Source organism: bacterium, from assembly GCA_019637795.1.
Lineage (GTDB): Bacteria > Desulfobacterota > Binatia > HRBIN30 > CADEER01 > JAHBUY01.
Genome location: JAHBUY010000010.1, coordinates 1 through 18899, shown reverse-complemented (window position 1 = coordinate 18899; position 18899 = coordinate 1). Strand labels below are relative to the sequence as shown.

Annotated in this window: 13 protein-coding genes; 5 read left to right on the top strand and 8 right to left on the bottom strand. The window is 72.4% G+C overall.

Annotated elements, in window-relative coordinates; translation table 11 throughout:
* Nucleotides 1–30: 30 nt before the first annotated feature.
* Complete coding sequence (locus KF840_26300; GenBank protein ID MBX3028420.1) at nt 31–1221, bottom strand: hypothetical protein; 1191 nt, start codon at nt 1219–1221, stop codon at nt 31–33.
* A 98-nt stretch (nt 1222–1319) separates the two neighbouring features.
* Here KF840_26300 and KF840_26295 point away from each other — a divergent pair, with 98 nt between their 5' ends.
* The 3 genes from KF840_26295 to KF840_26285 all read left to right on the top strand — a co-directional run bounded on the left by KF840_26295 (nt 1320) and on the right by KF840_26285 (nt 5375).
* On the top strand, nt 1320–2624 hold the full coding sequence (locus tag KF840_26295) for a beta-lactamase family protein (GenBank protein ID MBX3028419.1): 1305 nt from the start codon (nt 1320–1322) through the stop codon (nt 2622–2624).
* An 8-nt stretch (nt 2625–2632) separates the two neighbouring features.
* Nucleotides 2633–4243 (top strand): FAD-binding oxidoreductase, encoded by a 1611-nt coding sequence (locus KF840_26290; protein ID MBX3028418.1) that lies wholly within the window; start codon nt 2633–2635, stop codon nt 4241–4243.
* Nucleotides 4244–4349: 106 nt separating this feature from the next.
* Nucleotides 4350–5375, top strand: a complete 1026-nt coding sequence (locus KF840_26285) for a flippase-like domain-containing protein (protein MBX3028417.1) — start codon at nt 4350–4352, stop codon at nt 5373–5375.
* Between the two features lie 49 nt (nt 5376–5424).
* On the opposite strand, the gene KF840_26280 is transcribed toward KF840_26285, so the two are convergent.
* Genes KF840_26280 through hisS form a run of 3 tightly spaced genes read right to left on the bottom strand, consistent with a single transcriptional unit; the run spans nt 5425 to nt 9160 of the window.
* On the bottom strand, nt 5425–6096 hold the full coding sequence (locus tag KF840_26280) for a hypothetical protein (GenBank protein MBX3028416.1): 672 nt from the start codon (nt 6094–6096) through the stop codon (nt 5425–5427).
* Nucleotides 6093–7871 carry an aspartate--tRNA ligase gene (gene aspS / locus KF840_26275; protein ID MBX3028415.1) on the bottom strand — a complete coding sequence of 593 codons (1779 nt, stop codon included), beginning with the start codon at nt 7869–7871 and terminating at the stop codon, nt 6093–6095. Before aspS ends, KF840_26280 begins: the two co-directional genes overlap by 4 nt.
* On the bottom strand, nt 7868–9160 hold the full coding sequence (hisS, locus tag KF840_26270) for a histidine--tRNA ligase (protein MBX3028414.1): 1293 nt from the start codon (nt 9158–9160) through the stop codon (nt 7868–7870). Before hisS ends, aspS begins: the two co-directional genes overlap by 4 nt.
* Nucleotides 9161–9312: 152 nt before the next feature.
* On the opposite strand from hisS, the gene KF840_26265 reads away from it, so the two are divergent.
* Nucleotides 9313–13479, top strand: coding sequence for a hypothetical protein (locus KF840_26265; GenBank protein MBX3028413.1), 4167 nt, complete (start codon nt 9313–9315; stop codon nt 13477–13479).
* 53 nt (nt 13480–13532) lie between these two features.
* Here KF840_26265 and KF840_26260 read toward each other — a convergent pair whose 3' ends face one another.
* The 4 genes from KF840_26260 to KF840_26245 all read right to left on the bottom strand — a co-directional run bounded on the left by KF840_26260 (nt 13533) and on the right by KF840_26245 (nt 17926).
* Nucleotides 13533–13970 (bottom strand): hypothetical protein, encoded by a 438-nt coding sequence (locus KF840_26260; protein ID MBX3028412.1) that lies wholly within the window; start codon nt 13968–13970, stop codon nt 13533–13535.
* A gap of 23 nt (nt 13971–13993) precedes the next feature.
* Nucleotides 13994–15841, bottom strand: a complete 1848-nt coding sequence (locus tag KF840_26255) for a dockerin type I repeat-containing protein (GenBank protein MBX3028411.1) — start codon at nt 15839–15841, stop codon at nt 13994–13996.
* A gap of 169 nt (nt 15842–16010) precedes the next feature.
* Entirely contained in the window at nt 16011–16763 is a 753-nt protein-coding gene (locus tag KF840_26250; protein MBX3028410.1) for a response regulator transcription factor, read from the bottom strand.
* Complete coding sequence (locus KF840_26245) at nt 16763–17926, bottom strand: histidine kinase (GenBank protein ID MBX3028409.1); 1164 nt, start codon at nt 17924–17926, stop codon at nt 16763–16765. The genes KF840_26250 and KF840_26245 overlap by 1 nt, the downstream gene beginning before the upstream one ends.
* Nucleotides 17927–18027: 101 nt before the next feature.
* Between KF840_26245 and KF840_26240 the strand changes: the two genes are divergently transcribed.
* Nucleotides 18028–18840, top strand: coding sequence for a chlorite dismutase family protein (locus tag KF840_26240; protein ID MBX3028408.1), 813 nt, complete (start codon nt 18028–18030; stop codon nt 18838–18840).
* Nucleotides 18841–18899 lie beyond the last annotated feature (59 nt).

The following is an 18899-nucleotide window of genomic DNA, read 5'->3' as shown; positions in this document are numbered from 1 at the left end:
AACCGATCCGCGCCGCCCGGCTGAGCCGCGCTACTGCGGCGGCGAGGTGAGGGCCGCGTTGACGGCGAGGATCAGCTCCTCGATCGTGACCCGGCCGTCGCCGTTGACATCGAACGCCGGGCAGGCGCTGAGCGGCAGGTTGCCGAGGGCGATGTTCACGCCGGTGATCAGGTCCGAGATGGTGACGACGCCGGTGCCGGCGCAGTCGCCGGGGATGGTCGTCGGTGTCGGCGATGCCGATGGCGTGGGCGGCGGCGTGACGGTGCCGGTCGGCGGCGGCGTCGCGGTGGCGGCGGGCGTCCCCGACGCGGTCGCGGTCGCCGGCGCGCCGGTGCCGGAGGGCGTCGCGGTCACCGTCGCCGCCGCGGTGCCGGTCGCGGTGGCGGTGGCGGTCACGGTCGACAACTCCGAGGGCGTCGCGGTGGGCAGCCCGGAGGGCGTCGCGGTCGCGGTCAACGTCGCCGCCGCCGTGCCGGTGGCGGTCGCGGTGGCCGTCACCGTGGACAGCTCCGACGGCGTCGCGGTCGCCGTCACGGTCGCCGCCGCGGTGCCCGTCGCGGTCGCCGTGGCCGTCACCGTCGACAGCTCCGACGGCGTCGCGGTCGCCGTCACGGTCGCCGCCGCGGTGCCCGTCGGGATCGCCGTGGCCGTCGCCGTCGACAGCTCCGACGGCGTCGCGGTCACGGTCGCCGCCACCGTCCCGGTGGCGGTGGCCGTCGCGGTCACGGTCGACAGCTCGGCTGGCGTCGCCGTCGCGGTGACCGTCGCCGTTGCCGTGCCCGCTGCGGTGGCCGTGGCGGTGACCGTCGACAACTCGCTTGGCACCGCCGTCGCGGACGCGGTCGCCGTCAACGTCGGCGGCGCGGTTGGCGACGGGGTGTCGGTGGGCGTGTGGACCTCGGTCCGCGTCGCCGTCGCGCTGGGGCTGGCGCTGGCGGTCGCGGTCGGCAGATCCGGCTTGCCGTCGCAGCCGCCGCTACAGGTGTCGTCGCTCTGGAAGACGACGTCGGGACAGTTCGCCGCCTCACAGAACGTCGCGCAGGCGATCGTGTCGCCGATGTCATCGACGCAGAATCCGTCCCCGCACCCCTGGCAGACGCAGCACATCGCGCTGGCCGTCCGGGGCGCCAGCGCGACCGCGACGAGCGCGGCCAGTGCCGCCGCCAGCGGCCACGTCGCGCGACGGCCGCGGCGGCCCCTCCTCCTCGCCGACTGCCGCATGCGCTTCGCTCTGCCACATCGGCCGCCCCTTGTCGACGTTGTTTTTCGCCGCCGGCGCGGCTCGCATACTGCCGGCGCCCCTGGTATCCGCTGCCTGGATGCGCCTTCCGACGCTGGTCACCCGCAGCCGGGTTCCCACGGATCTGGCCGCCGTCACCGCGATCAACCGCGAGGCGGAAGCCGCGCCGCGCGCGCTCGACGTCGCCGCCGACGGCGTCGACCACATCTGGCGCGCCGTCGAGCGCCTCTACGCCAGCGGCATCCACCCGGCGATCCAGCTCTGCGTGCGCCGCCACGGCGAGGTGCTGATCGATCGCGCCATCGGCTACGCCGCCGGCAACGGACCGCACGACCGCCGCCAGGCCGACAAGGTGCCGGTGACGCCGGCGACGCCGTTCAACATCTTCTCCGCCTCGAAGGCGGTGACGGCGATGCTGGTCCATCTCCTCGACCAGCGCCGGCTCCTGCACCTGAACGATCCCGTGTGCGAGTACATCCCGGAGTTCGCGGCCCACGGCAAGGACCGGATCACCATCCAGCACGTGCTCACGCACCGCGCCGGCATCCCCAATCTGTCACGCGAGATGATGCGGCTGGAGATGCTCGAGGACGAGGACGCCATCCTGCAGCTCCTGTGCGACACCGAGCCGACGTGGCGCCCGGGCCGGCGGCTCGCCTATCACGCGATCACCGGCGGCTTCATCCTCGGCGAGATCATCAAGCGGGTGACCGGCAAGCCGCTGCGCAGCGTGCTGCGCGAGACCATTCAGGCGCCGCTGGGACTGCGCTGGCTGAGCTACGGCGTCGCGCCGCGCGACGTCGGCAAGGTGGCGCGGACGTACTTCACCGGTCCGCCGCTGATCCCGCCGCTCTCGACGCTGCTGGAACGCGCGCTCGGCCTGCCGATCGAGGAGGTGATCCAGGTCGGCAACGACCCGCGCTTCCTCACCGCGGTGGTGCCGGCCGGCAACGTCGTCGCCACCGCCAACGAGATGAGCCGCTTCTACCAGCTCCTCCTCGACGGCGGCGCCCTCGACGGCGTCTCCATCTTCGAGCCGCGCACCATCCGCCGCGCGGTCCAGGAGCAGTCCTACCTCGAGCTCGACCTCACCCTGGTGCTGCCGCTGCGCTATGGCATGGGGTTCATGCTCGGCGCCAAGACCTTCAGCCTCTATGGTCCCGACACCGACGCGGCCTTCGGCCACCTCGGCTTCACCAACATCATCACCTGGGCGGACCCCGAGCGGCAGATCAGCGGCGCGCTGATGACCAGCGGCAAGCCCATCATCTATCCCGAGATCTACTACCTGCACGATCTGATGTGGACGATCGGCACGGTGTGCACGAAGGTCCGCCGCCGCGCGGCGCGCAGCGCGCGGCCGCGCGTGCGCCGCCGCGCCTGAGCACCGCGATGACGACGCGGACGCGCAAGTTCTGGGGCTGGGGCTACGAGGGCGAGGGGCCGAGCGCCGAGCAGCAGGCGCGCATCGCCGCCCTGCTGGGCGCGCGTTTCGGCATCGCGGCGCCGACGCCGTCGCCGCCGCCGCGCATCGGCGAGCTGGCGCTCCGGCCGCCGCGCCTGCAGCCGCCGCCGACGCTGGCGGCGCTGTGCAGCGACGATCCGGCGCAGCGCGCCGGCCACACCTACGGCAAATCGTTCCGCGACGTGGTGCGCGCCCTGGCGCGCGACTATCCCAACCCGCCCGACCTGGTGGCGTCGCCGCGCCGCGAGGCGGACGTCGTCGCGCTGCTCGACTGGTGTGCCGACGCCCACGTCGCCGCGGTGCCCTACGGCGGCGGCTCGAGCGTCGTCGGCGGCGTCGAGGGGCCGAGCGGCGACGCCTACCGCGGCTGGGTGTCGATCGATCTCGGACACCTGGACCGCGTGCTGGAGATCGACCGCGTCTCGCGCGCCGCGCGCATCCAGGCCGGCGTCCTCGGCCCGGCGCTCGAGGACCAGCTCCGCCCCCACGGACTGACGCTGCGCCACTATCCCCAGTCGTTCGAGCTGTCCTCGCTGGGCGGCTGGATCGCCACCCGTTCGGGCGGGCACTTCGCGACCCTGTACACGCACATCGACGACTTCGTCGAATCGCTGCGCGTCGTCACGCCGCGCGGCGTGGTCGAATCGCGGCGGCTGCCGGGATCCGGCGCCGGCCCGAGCCCGGATCGCCTGTTCATCGGCTCCGAGGGCATCCTCGGCATCATCACCGAGGCCTGGATGCGCCTGCAGGACCGGCCGGCGTACCGCGCCGCGGCGTCGGTCGCCTTCGCCGACTTCCTCGCCGGCGCCCGCGCCGCCCGCGCCGTGGCGCAGGCGGGATTGTTTCCGGCCAACTGCCGCCTGCTCGACGCCGGCGAGGCGATGCTGAACGGCGCCGGCAGCGGCGCCGAATCGGTGCTGCTGCTCGCCTTCGAGTCGGCCGATCACCCGCCGGACGCCTGGATGGCGCGCGCCCTCGAGCTGGCGCGGGCCCATGGCGGGCAGGTGCCCGAGGGCGCCGGCGCCACCCGCCAGGAGAGCACCGGCGCGCGCGAGGGCGCCGCCGGCGCCTGGCGTTCGGCCTTCCTCGGCGCGCCCTACCTGCGCGACGCCCTGGTCGCCATGGGCATGATCAGCGAGACCTTCGAGACGGCGATCACCTGGGACCGTTTCGAGGCCTTCCACGCGGCGGTGATGGGCGCCACCGACGCGGCGGTGCGGCGGGTGTGCGGCAGCGGCAGCGTCACCTGCCGCTTCACGCACGTCTACCCGGACGGCCCGGCACCGTACTACAGCGTGGCCGCGCCCAGTCGGCCGGGCAGCCAGCTCGGCCAGTGGGCGGAGATCAAGGCCGCGGCCGCGGACGCGATCATCGCGCACGGCGGGACGATCACCCACCACCACGCCGTCGGGCGCGACCACCGCCCGTGGTACGACCATCAGCGCCCCGACGGCTTCGCGACCGCGCTGCGCGCCGCCAAGCATGCCCTCGATCCCGCCGCCATCCTCAACCCCGGGGTGCTGATCGATCCGCTCTGACCGGCGACCGCGCGCGGCCGCGATCGTCACGGGGCGCGCGCTGGCTACGCGGCGGCGAGCGCGCGTGGACCTGGTGGTGGCTGCGGGGTAGAAGCGCGGCGCGTCCATGAACAGTCGCCAACGCCGCACGGTCGCGCTCAGCCTGGTGGTCAGCGCCGCCTTTCTCTTCCTCGCCTTTCGCAACGTGCCGCTGGACGAGCTCGCGGCGGCGCTGCGCCGGCTGCACGCCGGCTGGCTGCTGGTGGCGATCGCCATCAGCCTGCTGATCATGGTGTTCCGCACCTGGCGCTGGCAGCTCGAGCTGCGGCCGCTGGAGCGCGTCCCGTTCGGACGGCTCTGGGTGGTGACGGCGGTCGCCTACATGGCGATCAACCTGCTGCCGGCGCGGCTCGGCGAGGTCGTGCGCCCGTGGCTGCTGTCGCGCCGCTCCTCGGTGTCGTTCTCCAACGTCGTCGGCAACCTGGTGGTCGAGAAGACGATGGATGCGGTGGTCACGCTGCTCTACATCCTCGTTGGGTTGACGACGATCGAGAACCTGCCCGCCTGGGTCCGCACCGGCGCGCGGGTGCCGGCGGTCGGCGCCGCCGCGCTGGTGGGACTGGTGCTCCTGCTCTACTGGCGCGGCGAGGCGTTCGTCGACCGCGCGGTGCTGCGCTTCCTCCCCGAGCGCTTCGGCGCCGGCGTGAAGCGGGTCACCGGCGCCATCGTCGCCGGCATGCAGGTGCTGCCCAATCCGCGCCTGGTGCTCGCGGTCTTCCTCGTCTCGGTGCTGCTGTGGTTCCTGCCGATCCTCTCCAGTTACGTGATGATGCGCGCCTTCGAGCTGCAACTGCCGTTCAGCGCCGCGGTGGTGGTGTTCATCTTCATCGGCTTCGGCACCGCGCTGCCCAACGTGCCGGGCATGCTCGGCCCCTACCAGTACGCCTGCATCCTGGCCCTCGGCCTGTTCGACGTCCCGCGGCCGGATGCGCTCGCCTATGGGCTGGTGCTGAACGCGGTGCAGTTCCTCAGCCTGATCGGCCAGGGGCTCGTCGCCTGGCCGCTGGCGGGAATCAGCGTCGAGGATCTGCGCCAGGCGACGCGGACCGTGCCGGCGAGCGGCACACCGGCGGAGGACGCGCGTCAGCCGTGATCCGACGGAGACCGATCGACGCCACGGCGCGGCGGAGCCTCGGCGTCGGTCAGTCGCCGGGCTTCGCCGCCTCCGGCTCCGCGGATTCGTCCGCGCCGTCCTCGCGGTCAGGGGTCAGCGAGGCGCGGCACTCGTCGAGCAGGCGGTCGACGCCCAGCCCGGCGAGCTCGCTGGCGCTCAGCCAGCGCGGCCCGCCGCCCCAGAAGATCCACCAGTCGAAGAAGTTCGAGGCCAGCGCCTCCTGCGTCTCGTCGAACTCGCCCTCCCACACCACCTCGCCGGTCTTGGGCGACAACAGACCGATGCGGAACTTCACCGACGCGCCCTTGCTGGCGCCGTAGGCGGTGCCGACGCGCTGGTCGTAGCGATCGACGCGGCCGAAGAGGACGCCGTCGGCGCCCACGGCCCGGCCGAGCTGGATGGCGCGATCCTGTTGCCCGACGGCGCGCCGCAGATCCGGCGTGGTGAGGGTATCGACGACGGTGACGTCGGGCACGACGAGATAGGTGGTCTGGTCGGCGAGGTAGCGATAGACCTGCGCGGTCACCAGGTCGCCGGCCTTCGCCTCGCCGCGCCGCTCGCCGTGATCGGCGCCGGGAGCGGTTTCGAACGGCAGCACCGCCACGACGCGGGCGAAGAGCGGTGGATGCGGCAACTGTTTGCTGGCGCAGCCGCAGACGGCGAGCAGCGACGCCAGCGCGACGGCGGCGGAGCGGCTCACCCCACGACCCTGACGCCGAGCTCGCGCAACTGCCGCGGATCGACGGGGCTCGGCGCCTCGGTCATCAGGCACACCGCGCGCTGCGTCTTCGGGAAGGCGATCACGTCGCGCAGCGACGGCGCCTCGCAGAGCAGCATCGCCAGACGGTCGAGGCCGAGCGCGATGCCGCCGTGCGGCGGCGCGCCGAAGGCGAGCGCGTCGAGCAGGAAGCCGAAGCGGCCGCGCGCCTCCTCGTCGCTCATGCCGAGGACGCGGAACGCCCGCGCCTGCAGGTCGGGGCGGTGGATACGGATGCTGCCGCCGCCGAGCTCGATGCCGTTCCAGATGACGTCGTAGGCCTTGGCGCGCACCGTGTACGGGTCCGACTCGAGCCGCTCCAGGTCCTCGTCCATCGGCGCCGTGAACGGATGGTTCACCGACACCGCCCGCTTCTCCTCCGCCGAGTAGTCGAAGAGCGGGAACTCGGTCACCCACAGCAGCGCGTTGGCGCCGCTCGGGATCAGGCCGAGTTGCGCCGCGAGCTTGAGGCGCAGGTGCGACAGCGAATCGTTCACCACCCGCGCCTGGTCGGCGAGGAAGAGGATGATGCCGCCGGGCCGGGCGCCGGTCGCCTGCTCGATGCCGCGCCGCTGCGCGTCGTCGAGGAACTTGGCGATCGGCGACTGCCAGCCGTCGGGATTGATGCGCGCCCAGGCGACGCCCTTGGCGCCGTACGTCGCGACGGCGTCGGGCAGCGAATCGAGATCCTTGCGCGACAGCCTGCCCTCGTCCGGCACGAACAGCGCCTTGACCTGGCCGCCCTTCTCCGCCGCCTCGCGGAACACGCGCAGCTCGGCGGTGCGCACCTGATCGGTGATCTCGGCCAGCTCCATGCCGAAGCGGGTGTCCGGCTTGTCGCTGCCGAAGCGCCGCATCGCGTCGGCATGGGTGAGGCGCGGAAACGGCGTCGGCACCTCGATGCCGCGCAGCGCCAGGACGCGCGCCAGCATGCCCTCGATCAGGGCGTAGATGTCCGCCGGCTGGACGAACGACGCCTCGATGTCGATCTGCGTGAACTCCGGCTGGCGGTCGGCGCGCAGGTCCTCGTCGCGGAAGCACTTCGCCACCTGGTAGTACCTGTCCAGGCCGCCGATCATGAGGATCTGCTTGAAGAGCTGCGGCGACTGCGGCAGGGCGTAGAAGCTGCCGCGGTTGACGCGGCTCGGCACCAGATAGTCGCGCGCCCCTTCCGGCGTCGAGCGGGTGAGCATCGGCGTCTCGACCTCGACGAAGCCCTGCTCGTCGAGATGGCCGCGCACGGTGGCGGCGATGCGGTGGCGCAGCATGAGGTTCTGCTGCGCCGACGGTCGGCGCAGGTCGAGATAGCGGTACTTGAGGCGGGTCTGCTCGGCGACGCTGTTGTCGTCCTCGATCTGGAACGGCGGCGTCTCCGACTCGTTCAGCACCCGCACCTCGGCAGCGAGGATCTCGATCTCCCCGGTGGCGAGGTTGGGATTGAGCGTCTCGGCCGGCCGCGCCCGCACGGCGCCGCGCACGGCGATGACGTACTCGCTGCGCAGGCCGCCGGCGCGCTCGTGCGCCGCCGGGCTGTGCTCGGGGCTGCACACCACCTGGACGACGCCGCTGCGGTCGCGCAGGTCGACGAAGACCACGCCGCCGTGGTCGCGGCGCGAGTGCACCCACCCCATCACCGTGACCTCGCGGCCGATGTCGGCCGCGCGCGGCACGCCGCAGTAGAAGGTCCGTTGCCAATCGCCGAGCAGATCGAGCGTCATGCGTGTCGTTCCATCCCCCCCGCGTCCGCCCCGGCAGCCAGCGCGGCACGCAGTTCCTCGGCGCTCCCGTCGAGCGCCGCCACCTGCCGCAGATCGCGGCGCTCCGTCATGTCGCGCACGGTCACCCGACCGCTGGCCAGCTCGTCCTCGCCGAGCAGCACCACGTAGCGCGCGCCGAGCTTGCCGGCGTGGCGCATCTGGCTCTTCAGGCTGCGTTCGCCGGGCTCGACCTCGACCCGCGCGCCGGCGCGCCGCAGGCGGTGCGCCAGCGTCGCCGCCGCCACCTCGGCCGCGGCGCCGAGCGGCGCGATGACGAACTCCGGGACCGCGGGCGCCGATTGGTCGCCGAGCACCATGGCCAGGCGCTCGACGCCGAGCGCGAAGCCGACGCCGGCGATGTCGGGGCCGCCGAGATCCTTCACCAGCCCGTCGTAGCGCCCGCCGCCGCCGAGCGCGTTCTGCGCCCCCAGGCCCTCCGCCACCACTTCGAACGCGGTGCGGCAGTAGTAGTCCAGCCCGCGCACCATGTACGGCTGCAGGTGCGGCCGCACGCCGTGCGCCGCCAGCAGCGCCAGCACCCGGTCGAAGTGGGCGCGACAGGGATCGCACAGGTGGTCGAGCATGCGTGGCGCGCGGTCGCGCAGGGCGACGCACCCCGGCTGCTTGCAATCGAGCAGGCGCAGCGGGTTCTGCTCCAGCCGGCGGCGGCAGTCGGCGCACAACTGGTCGACGTGCGCGCCGCCCCAGGCGACCAGGGCCTCGCGATAGGCCGGCCGACAGGCGCGGTCGCCGAGCGAGTTGATGTGCACGGCGGCGCCGTCGACGCCGACATCGCGCAGCAGGTCGTGCAGCAGCAGCAGCACCTCGGCGTCGGCGGCCGGATCGTCGCGGCCGATGAGCTCGGCGCCGATCTGCGAGAACTGCCGCAGCCGCCCCCGCTGCGGCCGCTCGCGGCGGAACATCGGCCCGAAGTAGTAGAGCTTCGCCACCGGCTCCGCGGCGTGCAGCGCGTGCTCGACGTAGGCGCGCACCACCGACGCCGTGCCCTCGGGTCGCAGGGTCAGCGGCGTGCCGTCGCGATCCGCGAAGGCGTACATCTCCTTCTCGACGATGTCCGAGGTCTCGCCGACGGAGCGCCGGAAGAGCTCGGCGCGCTCGACGATCGGAATGCGGATCTCGTGGTAGTTGTACTGCGCGAAGACCCGCCGCGCCGTCGCCTCGAGCCCCGCCCAGCGCCCCGATTCGCCCGGCAGGATGTCGTGAAAACCTTTGACTGACGGGACTTTCATGCAGGTTGGCGCGCTTGAATGAAGAAGCTCCAGCGGGTATCAGGGTCCAGCACCCCAAGTCAACGAAGCGCCGACGATCGTGGTGCTCGCCGGCTTGGGAGCGGCGGATCGAGACGTCAGTGGCTCGGCGAACAGCCCCCGTTCATCGCCCCGTGCGCGGGGCCGTCCGCTCGCTGGCTCTCGGACTCGGCGCCGGCGCCGCGCTCGCCCTCGTGGTGGTGGCGGCACGCACCACGGTCGGCCAGGGCTCGCCGCAACTGGTGCGCTTCAACGGCTTCGAGAGCGGCGGCCCCGGCGACTACGCGGTCGGCGCCGGCTCGCCGGTGGGGTCGATGACGCATCGCGCCGACGCCGCCGGTCGCTACGGCCTGCAGACCGCGGCCGCGGGCGGCGGCAACGAGTACGTCCAGGTGGCGCTCGACAGCGCCGTCGGCACGTTCACCGACGGCATCTGGGCCTGCGTCCAGACGCCGCCGACCATGGGCGTGCGACGCGTCCGCAGTTGGCTGAGCGGCAGCACGGTGGTGGCGCAGTTGGTGCTGACGCCGAGCAACCAGCTCGTGCTCACGGTCAACGGCGTTCCGATCGGCAGCGCCAGCACGCCGGTCGCGACCTGTCCCGATTTCTCGTCCGTGTTCGTCGAGTACCAGAAGGCCCCCGGCGGCTCGGCGGCGCTGACGGTCGACGGCAACCGGCGCAGCGGCCAACACTTCGCCAGCGCGTTGATCGACGCCAGCCGCATCGGCCCGGACGACGGCCAGAGCGACGCCGTCGCCCTGGTGTGGGACGACCACGGCCTGGAGGACGGCCTGACGTTCCCCACCGCGTTGCGCATCGCCGGTCTGTTGCCACGGCTCGGCACCGCCGATCCCAACCTGCTGTCGCAGTGGACCACCGGCGGCGGCTGCGCCAACGCCGTCGCCTGCACCAACGAGCAGCCCCCCGACGGCGATGCCTCGTACGTCTCGACCGCGACCGTCAACGCGACGCAGATGTTCTGTCTGCAGAAGGCGGGCGAGGGCGGCGTCTTCGGCACCGTCATCGCCGCCAAGGATCTCTTCGTCGCCCGCACCACCGGCGCCTCGGCCGACGTCGATCTCAGGCTGCGTACCAACGCGCTCGCCTGCGGCGGCAACGGCGGCGGCCTCGCCGACCCGTCGAGCGCCACTCTCGCCCCCACCTACCGCGGCATCACCCGCATCGACTACGACAACCCGGTGACCGGCCTGCCGTGGTCGGTCGCCGACCTCTCGAACGCCGCCGCGACGATCGTCTTCACCGGCGGCAGCGTCGCCCGGGTCACGCAGGTGGTGCGCGAGGTCGCCTTCGACACCTTCGGTTTCGCCTCGCCGACGCCGACCAGCACGCCGACGGCGACGCCGACGGCGACGTTCACCCCGACCGCGACCTTCACTCCGACCGCGACGTTCACGCCGACCGGCACCGCGACGGCGACGCCGACGATCACGCCAACGCCGACCGACACCCCAACCCGGACCTTCACCCCGACCGTGACGCCGACGCCGACGGTGACCTTCACGCCGACGGTGACGGCGACGCCGACCGTCACGCCGACGCCGACCTTCACATTCACCGTCACGGCGACGCGCACGCCGACCTCCACGGCCACCGCCACCGCCACCGTCACCAACACCCCCACCCGCACCGACACGCCGACCCCGACGCTGACGCCGATCCTGCGCTCGCTGGTGCGGGCCAACGGCTTCGAGGGCGGCTGGGCCGGCGACTACACGGTGGTGCCGCAGGGCTTCAACGCCGCGGTCACCAGCAACGCCGGCGAGCCGCGCACCGGCGAGTACGCGCTCGAGGCGGCGGTGTCCGGCGCCGCGCGCTACGTGTTCACGTCGCTCAGCGCCCCGACCAGCGTGTTCACCGACGGCATCTACGCCTGTTTCCCGTCCACCATCGGCCCCGGGTCGCGGCGCATCCGCAACTGGTTCGGCCTGTCGGCGCAACTGCCGGTGGTCGAGCTCTACCTGCTCCCCGACGCGCGGCTGCAGCTCAACGTCGGCGGGAGCGCCGTCGGCACCAGCACGACGCCGCTGTCGCCGTGTCCGACGTACACCAAGCTCGAGGTCCAGTACCAGGCGCAGGCGCAGGGCTCGGTCGGGATGGCTACCCTGCGCATCAACGGCGTCCAGGAGGCCTCGGGCAGCCACAGCGTCGGCGACACGGTGACGACCATCCGCATCGGCCCCGACGACTCGGCGAGCAACCCGCCGCGGCTGCGCTGGGACGACCACACCTTCTCGATCGGCACCATGTGGCCGGGCGACCTCGGCATGGTGGCCTTCGAGCCCACGACCGACGGGTTCTGGAGCGCCTGGCAGGCGCAGAACTGCGCCGGGCCCGGGAAGTATCCGTGCGTCCGGCCGCGCCCGCCGGTCGCCGCCGCCGGGGTTCGCTCGACGATCTCGAACGCGCGCCAGACCTTCTGCTTCCAGCAGGACGCGATGTCGCGCGGGGTCACCGGCCCGATCCTCGGCGTCAAGACCATCATCGGCGCCCGCGACGAGGACGCGATCACCACGCCCGCCGGCATGTTCATCCGCACCGGCGGCTGCGGCACCGCCGGCGGGGTCGATCAGCCGGACGTCGCCTTCGATCCGGGCCAGTCGTTCACCGGCTTCGGCCGCTTCGACGAAGTGAACCCGGCCACCGGCGCCGCCTGGTCGCCGACCGACCTGGCGGCCAGCGAGTTCGGCGTCCGCCATGCCATGAACACCCAGGGCACCGTCATCTCGCAGGCCGTGCTCGAGGTGGTGTACGACCGCGACCCGCCGACCCCGATCCCGCCGCCGACCAGCACCGCCACCCTGACCCCGACCATCACCGCGACGCCGACGCGGACGCTCACCCCGTCGGTGACGCCGACCGTCACCGACACCCCCGTCGGCCCGACCGCCACCGCCACGCCGACCTTCACGGTCACGCCGACCGGCACCGCGACCCGCACCCCCACCGCCACCAGCACGCCGACGATCACGGCCACCGTGTCGCAGACCCCGACCGCGAGCGCGACCAGCTCCGCCACGCCAAGCGAGACGCCGCTGCCGAGCGCCACGCTGACGCCGTCGAGCACCGGCACCGCCACGGCCACCGCCACGGTGACGGCCACCGGCACCATCACCGCCACCGCCACCGACACCCCCGAGGGCCCGACGGTCACCGAAACCCCGACCGATACCCCGGTGCCGACCGAGACGATCACTCTCACCCCGAGCCATACGGCGACGGCGACCCCCACCGGACCGACGCCGACCCCGACCAACACCTTCCCGCCGCGCGGCGACTACGTCCTGGTGGTGACCAGCACCAACTCCGCGGCCTGCACCGAAGAGCGCGCCAGCGAGCTGCTCTTCAGCACCACCAGCCGGCAGATCGGCGAGCTGGGACGCCCGGGAAACGAAGCGGAGACGCTGCACAACCAGTTTCTGAGCGTGTACGTCGCGCCCGGGCTGAGCGACAGCGACTACGGCCTGCTGCAGAACATGTCGCAGCCGGGCGGCTTCCTCGACCGCTTCGTCAGCCTCGGCGGCCTGGCGGTGATCAACGTCGCTGGCGGCGGCTCGCTGGTGCGCACCGACATCGCGCCCGGCGGCGTCAACCTGAGCCAGCCCTCGCAGCAGGTGAACTCGCAGACCATTCTCAATCTGCTGCACCCCTACGTCACCGGCGAGGGCTACGGCGGCGACCCCCTCACCAACTCGACATTCACGCAGTGGAATCCGACCGCGCTCGGCTTCCTCAGTGATCTCAACGGGCTGCCGGCGGGGGTCACCACGGTGCTGCAGGGCGCCACCGGCCAGCCGACGTGGATCGAGTACAACTACGGCGCCGGCCGGGTGATCGTGACCACGCTGACCTACTGCACGCCGGGGCAGCCGAGCTCGATGAACAAGGCGCTCGACAATCTGCTCAAGTACGGCCGCGCCTACGTGGGCGGCGCCCAGACGCCGGCCCCGACCGTGACCTCGACGCCGACGCCGACCGACACCCGCACGCCGACCCCGACGCTCACCGGTCAGGCGACCCGCACCGCCACCGAGACGCCGACGGGCACCGAGACCGAGACGCCGGAAGCGACCGCCACCGCCACGCCCATCGGCTGCGTCGGCGACTGCAACGCCGACGGCACCGTCGCCATCAACGAGCTCATCCAGATGGTCAACATCGCGCTCGCCAACGACGAGCCGGGCGCCTGTCCCGCCAGCGACCCGAACGGCGACGGCGCGGTGACGATCGAGGAGCTGGTGCGGGCGGTCAACAACGCGCTCGGCGGTTGCGCCGCGGCGTAACCTGTCCTCGGCCGATCGGCGCCCGCTTCACGCCGGATGCGGGCGCCGCCCTTTCAGGGCCGCACGGATCCGGCGCCGAGCGACTGGACGGTGTCGCGCACGCGCGGCGGGCCCGCGATCTCGACGTAGCGCAGCATGTCGCTCTCGAGCTCGCGCAGCTTGCGCATGATCTCGTCGCGCAGCTCGCGCGCCTCCGGCTTGGGATCGATCAGCGTGTACTGCTCGGTGGCGATGGTGCGGTACTTGGTGTCCTCGCCGGCGTCCGACACGCCGAAGTCGGTCGCCTCGAACGCGATGACGGTGTCGCCGTCCGGCCGGTTGCCGAGGGTCAGCGAGCTGATCAGGCGCACGTGGCGCTCGGCCTTCGGCGACGGCTGCGGCGTCGGGACCACCGGCCCCAGCTCCTGGATCACCGGACCGGGCTGCTTGGCGACGGCGACGCCGACGCAGAAGGCCGCGGCGAGCGCCGCGGCGACGAAGATGGCGCGCATCTGGAATCCTCCGTGCGGTCGCGTCACGGCACCCGGATCGCGATCTCCGCCATGCTGCCGACGTTACCGGCGACGTCCACCAACTGCACCTTGAGGCGAGTGATGCCGGATTTGAACGCCAGCTCCTGCCCGATGGCCGGCACCGAGCAGAACTGCGCCGTGGTCCGGGAGTCGACGAATCTGAAGTTGCCCAGCGGGTCGAAGGTGCAGGCCTGGGCGGTGCTGGGATGATAGTCGAACCGGCAGGCCAGATCGTTGATGGCGTTGGTCGTCGACTGATCGGGGCCGAACGCCAGTCCCGGCACCGCGGGAACGCCCCCGATGTTCGGTGGCGTCGTGTCGCACACCGCGGCGCTGCCGTTGCCCAGCGGGCGATTGGCAATCACCTGGAGCGGCGCCCGATCGGTGCAGGGGGCGGTGTCCATGATGCCGCAGGTGAAGTTGATCTGTCGATTGCTGGTCCCGGGACGGCCCTCGACGACGACGATGAACCCCGCCTGCGTCGGCCAGTCGTAGAGCGGCACCCCTTCATCCGTCTGGCCGCTCGGCGTGCGCACGATGTTGTCCGCCGAGGCGATGCCGAAGAAGGTGAGCTCCGGCCCGAACGGCCGCGGAATGGTCGGGGTCGGCGTGCGGGTCACGGTGCGGGTGGGCGTCACGGTCGGCGTCCGCGTGTCCGTGCGCGTCGGGCTCGGCGGCCGGGTGAGGGTCGGCGTGCGGGTGACCGTCGGCGAGAAGGTGAGCGTCGCGGTCCGCGTCGCCGTCCCGGTGCGGGAGGCGGTGACGGTGCGGGTCGGCGTGCGCGAATCGGTCGGCGTCGCGGTCACCGTCGGCGTCCGCGTGATGCTCGGCGTCTGGGTGTTGGCGGGCGTACGCGTCTCCGTGCCGGTGCGGCTCGGGCTCACGGTCGGCGTCGCGGTGCGGGTGATCGTCGGGGTGCGGGTCGGCGTCCCGGCCTCGGGCGTGCCCGGCGTCGCGGTCCGGGTCACCGTCGGGGTGTTGGTCGCGGTCCCGGGCGCCGGCGTGCCCGTCGCCGTGGCGGGCGTGGCGTTGGCGGTGCGGGTCGCGGTCGGCGTCGCGCTCGGCGTGGTGGTGCCGGTGGTGCGCCGGGTGGCGCTGGGCTCGGCCGTGTTGGTGGGCGTGCGGGTGCGCGACGCGGTCGGCGTCCGCGTCGCCGTGCGGGTGTCGGTCGGGGTCTCGGTGACGGTCGGTTCCCGCGTCGGGCGCTTCGTAATGGTCGGTGTGCGGGTGCGGGTGGGGCTGTCGCCTACCGTCGCGGTGCCTGCGGTGGTGGTCGACGCAGTGACGGTGGCCGATTGGGTCGCGCTCGGCGTCGCCGTGGCGCTCGGCGAGAGGGTGCGGGTCGGCGTATCGAACGGCGTCGGCGTGATGGTCGCGGTCGGCAGCGTCCCGGTCGGCGTCGGCTCCGTGGGCGTCACGCTCGCCGTCGCGGTGGCGGTGAGGGTTGCGGTCGGCGGCAGCGGCGTGTCGGTGCCGGTGGGCGGCACCTCGGTATCGATCGGCGTCACGGTCGCCGTGCGCACCGGCGTCACCGTCGCGGTGGCGGTCGCGGGGCCCGGCGTGACGGTCGGCACGCTGGCCAGGATCTCCATTTCGGCGACGATGTCGGCGGCGCTGACGCGCCCGTCGCCGTTGGCATCGACGCCGGCGCAGACAACCCGGGGATCGAACAGGTCGGCGATCATGGCGTCGACATCGGCCGCGTCGACGCGCCCGTCGCAGTTCGCGTCGCCCCGCAATTCGCCGGCACCCGCGCCGGATGCTGCGATCAGGAGCACGAGGCTGGCGAGGCAGCCGGCGGTGCGCGCCGCCCAGGCCGTTCCACTGCGGCGGGCTCGCTCACCCGCCATGACACCATTCAGCATTCGTCGCGGTCGACGGCCGGCGCCTGGCCGCGCGGCTCACTCGGCTCCCGTTCTTCTGAACGCATTTACGCGTTCGCCCTATTTGGGTCAAACTTGTCCCCCAAAGGGGACGGCGAACGGATCCGCCGCCGGTGCGACCCGCGATCGGCGCCCGTCACCACTGCATGCGGCGGCGGAGCACCCGCGCCTGGGCGCGGCTGAGCTCGACTTCCGACGCCGCCGGGTTGCGCATCACCAGCTTGTAGCGACCAGCGAACCACGGGACGATCGCCTTCACGTGGTGGAGGTTGACGAGGCGCGACTTGTGGGCGCGGAAGAAGACCTCCGGATCGAGGCGCGCCTCGAGATCCCTCAGCGTGTAGTTGCTCATGAAGCGCTCGCTGGCGGTGTGGGCATGGACGAGCCGGTACTCGACCTCGAACCAGTAGACGTCGTTGGTGGCGAGCAGCAGGATCTGGCGCCCCTTCTGCACCGTGAGCTGCGTCGCGTAGCGCTTGTCGCGCTGTTGCAGGGCTCGCATCGCCTCCTGCAGATCGCCGTCGGCGAGGGCGCGCGCCCGGCGGTCGCGGATGCGGCGCACGGCCTCGCAGAGGCGATCGCGCGAGATCGGCTTCAGGAGGTAGTCGGCCGCCTGCACCTCGAACGCCTTGATGGCGTAATCGTCGTACGCCGTGGCGAACACGACCTCCGGCCGGTGCCGGAGCTGGCGCAGGACGCCGAAGCCGTCCATGCCCGGCATCTGCACGTCGAGCAGGACGAGATCCGGCCGCCGATCCTCGATCAGCGCCACCGCCTCCGGGCCGTTCGTGGCCTCGCCGACGATCTCGACGTCGTCGATGGCGCGCAGAAAGCCGCAGAGGCGGTCGCGCGCCAGCTTCTCGTCGTCGACCACGACCGTGCGCAGCATCACGCGCTGCCCTGCACGACGGGGATGCGCAGGGTGACGGTGGTCCCCGCGCCCGGCTGGCTGATCACCTGCGGCGCGTAGTCGGCGCCGTACAGGCGCAGCAGCCGCTCGCGCACGTTGCGCAGCCCGACGCCGTGCTCGAAGATGCTGCGCTGGTCGTCGAGACCGACGCCGGTATCGCGCACCGCCAGCCGCAGATCGCCGTCGTCGATCCGCGCCTCGATGGTCACCCGGCCGCCGCCGACCTTGGGCGAGATGCCGTGCTTGACCGCGTTCTCCACCAACGGCTGCAGGATCAGGCTCGGCAGCAGCAGATCGCGGGCGCGGTCGTCGATGCGCTCCTCGACGCGCAGCGCGTCGCCGAAGCGGGCGCGCTCGATCTCGAGATACGACTCGGCGACGCTCAGCTCCTCGGCGAGCGGCACGAAGTCGGTATGGGCCCGGTGCAGGAGGTAGCGGTAGATCTCCGCCAGGCGCTCGACGCACGCCTCGGCCTTGCGCGGCTCGGTGACGATGAGCTGGGCGATCGAGTTGAGCGAGTTGAAGAGGAAATGCGGATTGACCTGCGCCCGCAGCGCCGCCAATTGCGCCGACACCGCCAGCTCGCGCAGCGCCTCCTGCCGATTCTGCAGGCGCACGATGCGCCACCAGTGCTGATGGAAGCCGACGACGCAGATGAGGACCACCGGCAGGATCGGAATCATCGCGAAGATCAGCGGCGCGCGGCGGATGGTTTCCGCGTCGATGGTGATGTGGACGTCGGGACCGCTGTAGGGCGAGAGCAGCGACGATTGCGACAGCAGCGCCCCGCGCAGCTCCATCAGCGCCAGGGACAACGCCGTGAAGGCGAGCAGCGCCACCGCCGTCTGCGCGGCGATGCGCCGCCCCAGCGCGAGGCGCGAGAAGCGCGGCATCACCCGCTGCCAGAGCACCTGCATCAGCGCCGCGAACACCAGGGCGGCGAAGACGATGAACAGGGCGGTCGACGGCTTGTGCCAGAGCGCGTAGTTCACCAGACCGCTCTGCAGGCCGATCGCCAGCCCCATGCCGTAGATCAGGATCTGCTGCGACCGCCGCGCGCTGGTGGCGCTCTCGGTGAACGCGGCGGCGCGCATGTCGGCGTCGGTCGGCGAGAACAGGCGCGCGGCGGCGGAGAGCGGCATCGTGATCGTTCCTTTCGGGCCGCATAGTAGGCTGTCCCCCCGGGGTTTGGGAACCCTCATCGGATAGCCGCGACGGGGAATCCGATGCTATCGTCCGCGCCATGGCTGAACCCCTGCAGGACCTGGTCGGCTGGCCGGTCGTCCACCAGTTCTTTCGCATCGATCGCCGGCGCTGGCAGGCGCTGACGCCGGACGCCCGACGCGCCGCGATCGAGGAGTACACCACCCGCCTCGCCGCCCTCGGCGCCGAGGAGGGGCTCCAATTCGTCCCGCTGGCGGGGATTGCCAAGGCGGACGTCGGCTACATGGCCGTGCACCCGGACCTGCGCCGCGTCCAGCAGCTCGGCCAATCCCTCGCCGCCACCACCTTCGGTACCTGCCTGACGCCGGTCCACGCCTTCCTCTCGATGTCCGAGGTCAGCGAGTACATGAGCGGCCCCGACGACTGGGCCAGGGAGCTGGTCGAGCAGCAGCACCTCGATCCCGACTCGCCGGAATTCAGGAAGCGCATGGACGCGATGGCGGCGCGCATGCGCGCCTATGCCGAGGCGCGGGTCCACCCGCAGCTCCCGACCGACATGCCGATCATCTGCTTCTACCCGATGAGCAAGGTCCGCGGCGAGCAGCGCAACTGGTACGCCCTGCCCTTCGAGGAGCGGAAACGGCTCATGGGGGGCCACGGCGCCACCGGCCGCAAGTTCGCCGGCCGCGTCCTGCAACTCATCACCAGCAGCACCGGCCTCGACGACTGGGAGTGGGGGGTCACGCTCTTCGCCCGCGACCTCAAGAGCATCCGCGACGTCGTCTACGAGATGCGCTTCGACGAGGGCAGCGCCCTCTACGGCCTGTTCGGCGAGTTCTACGTCTTCCTGCGCCTGGACCCGGCCGACCTGCAGGCGACGCTGCAGCTCTGAGCACGCCGCCGCGGCGGGGCGCGGGACCCGGTCGCGGCGAGCCCGCCCGCCGTGGTGAA

Coding starts and splice junctions, on each gene's coding strand:
- KF840_26300 (MBX3028420.1), bottom strand. CDS start 1,221: ATGCGGCAGTCGGCGAGGAGGAGGGGCCGCCGCGGCCGTCGCGCGACG.
- KF840_26295 (MBX3028419.1), top strand. CDS start 1,320: ATGCGCCTTCCGACGCTGGTCACCCGCAGCCGGGTTCCCACGGATCTG.
- KF840_26290 (MBX3028418.1), top strand. CDS start 2,633: ATGACGACGCGGACGCGCAAGTTCTGGGGCTGGGGCTACGAGGGCGAG.
- KF840_26285 (MBX3028417.1), top strand. CDS start 4,350: ATGAACAGTCGCCAACGCCGCACGGTCGCGCTCAGCCTGGTGGTCAGC.
- aspS (MBX3028415.1), bottom strand. CDS start 7,871: ATGACGCTCGATCTGCTCGGCGATTGGCAACGGACCTTCTACTGCGGC.
- hisS (MBX3028414.1), bottom strand. CDS start 9,160: ATGAAAGTCCCGTCAGTCAAAGGTTTTCACGACATCCTGCCGGGCGAA.
- KF840_26260 (MBX3028412.1), bottom strand. CDS start 13,970: ATGCGCGCCATCTTCGTCGCCGCGGCGCTCGCCGCGGCCTTCTGCGTC.
- KF840_26255 (MBX3028411.1), bottom strand. CDS start 15,841: ATGGCGGGTGAGCGAGCCCGCCGCAGTGGAACGGCCTGGGCGGCGCGC.
- KF840_26250 (MBX3028410.1), bottom strand. CDS start 16,763: ATGCTGCGCACGGTCGTGGTCGACGACGAGAAGCTGGCGCGCGACCGC.
- KF840_26245 (MBX3028409.1), bottom strand. CDS start 17,926: ATGCCGCTCTCCGCCGCCGCGCGCCTGTTCTCGCCGACCGACGCCGAC.
- KF840_26240 (MBX3028408.1), top strand. CDS start 18,028: ATGGCTGAACCCCTGCAGGACCTGGTCGGCTGGCCGGTCGTCCACCAG.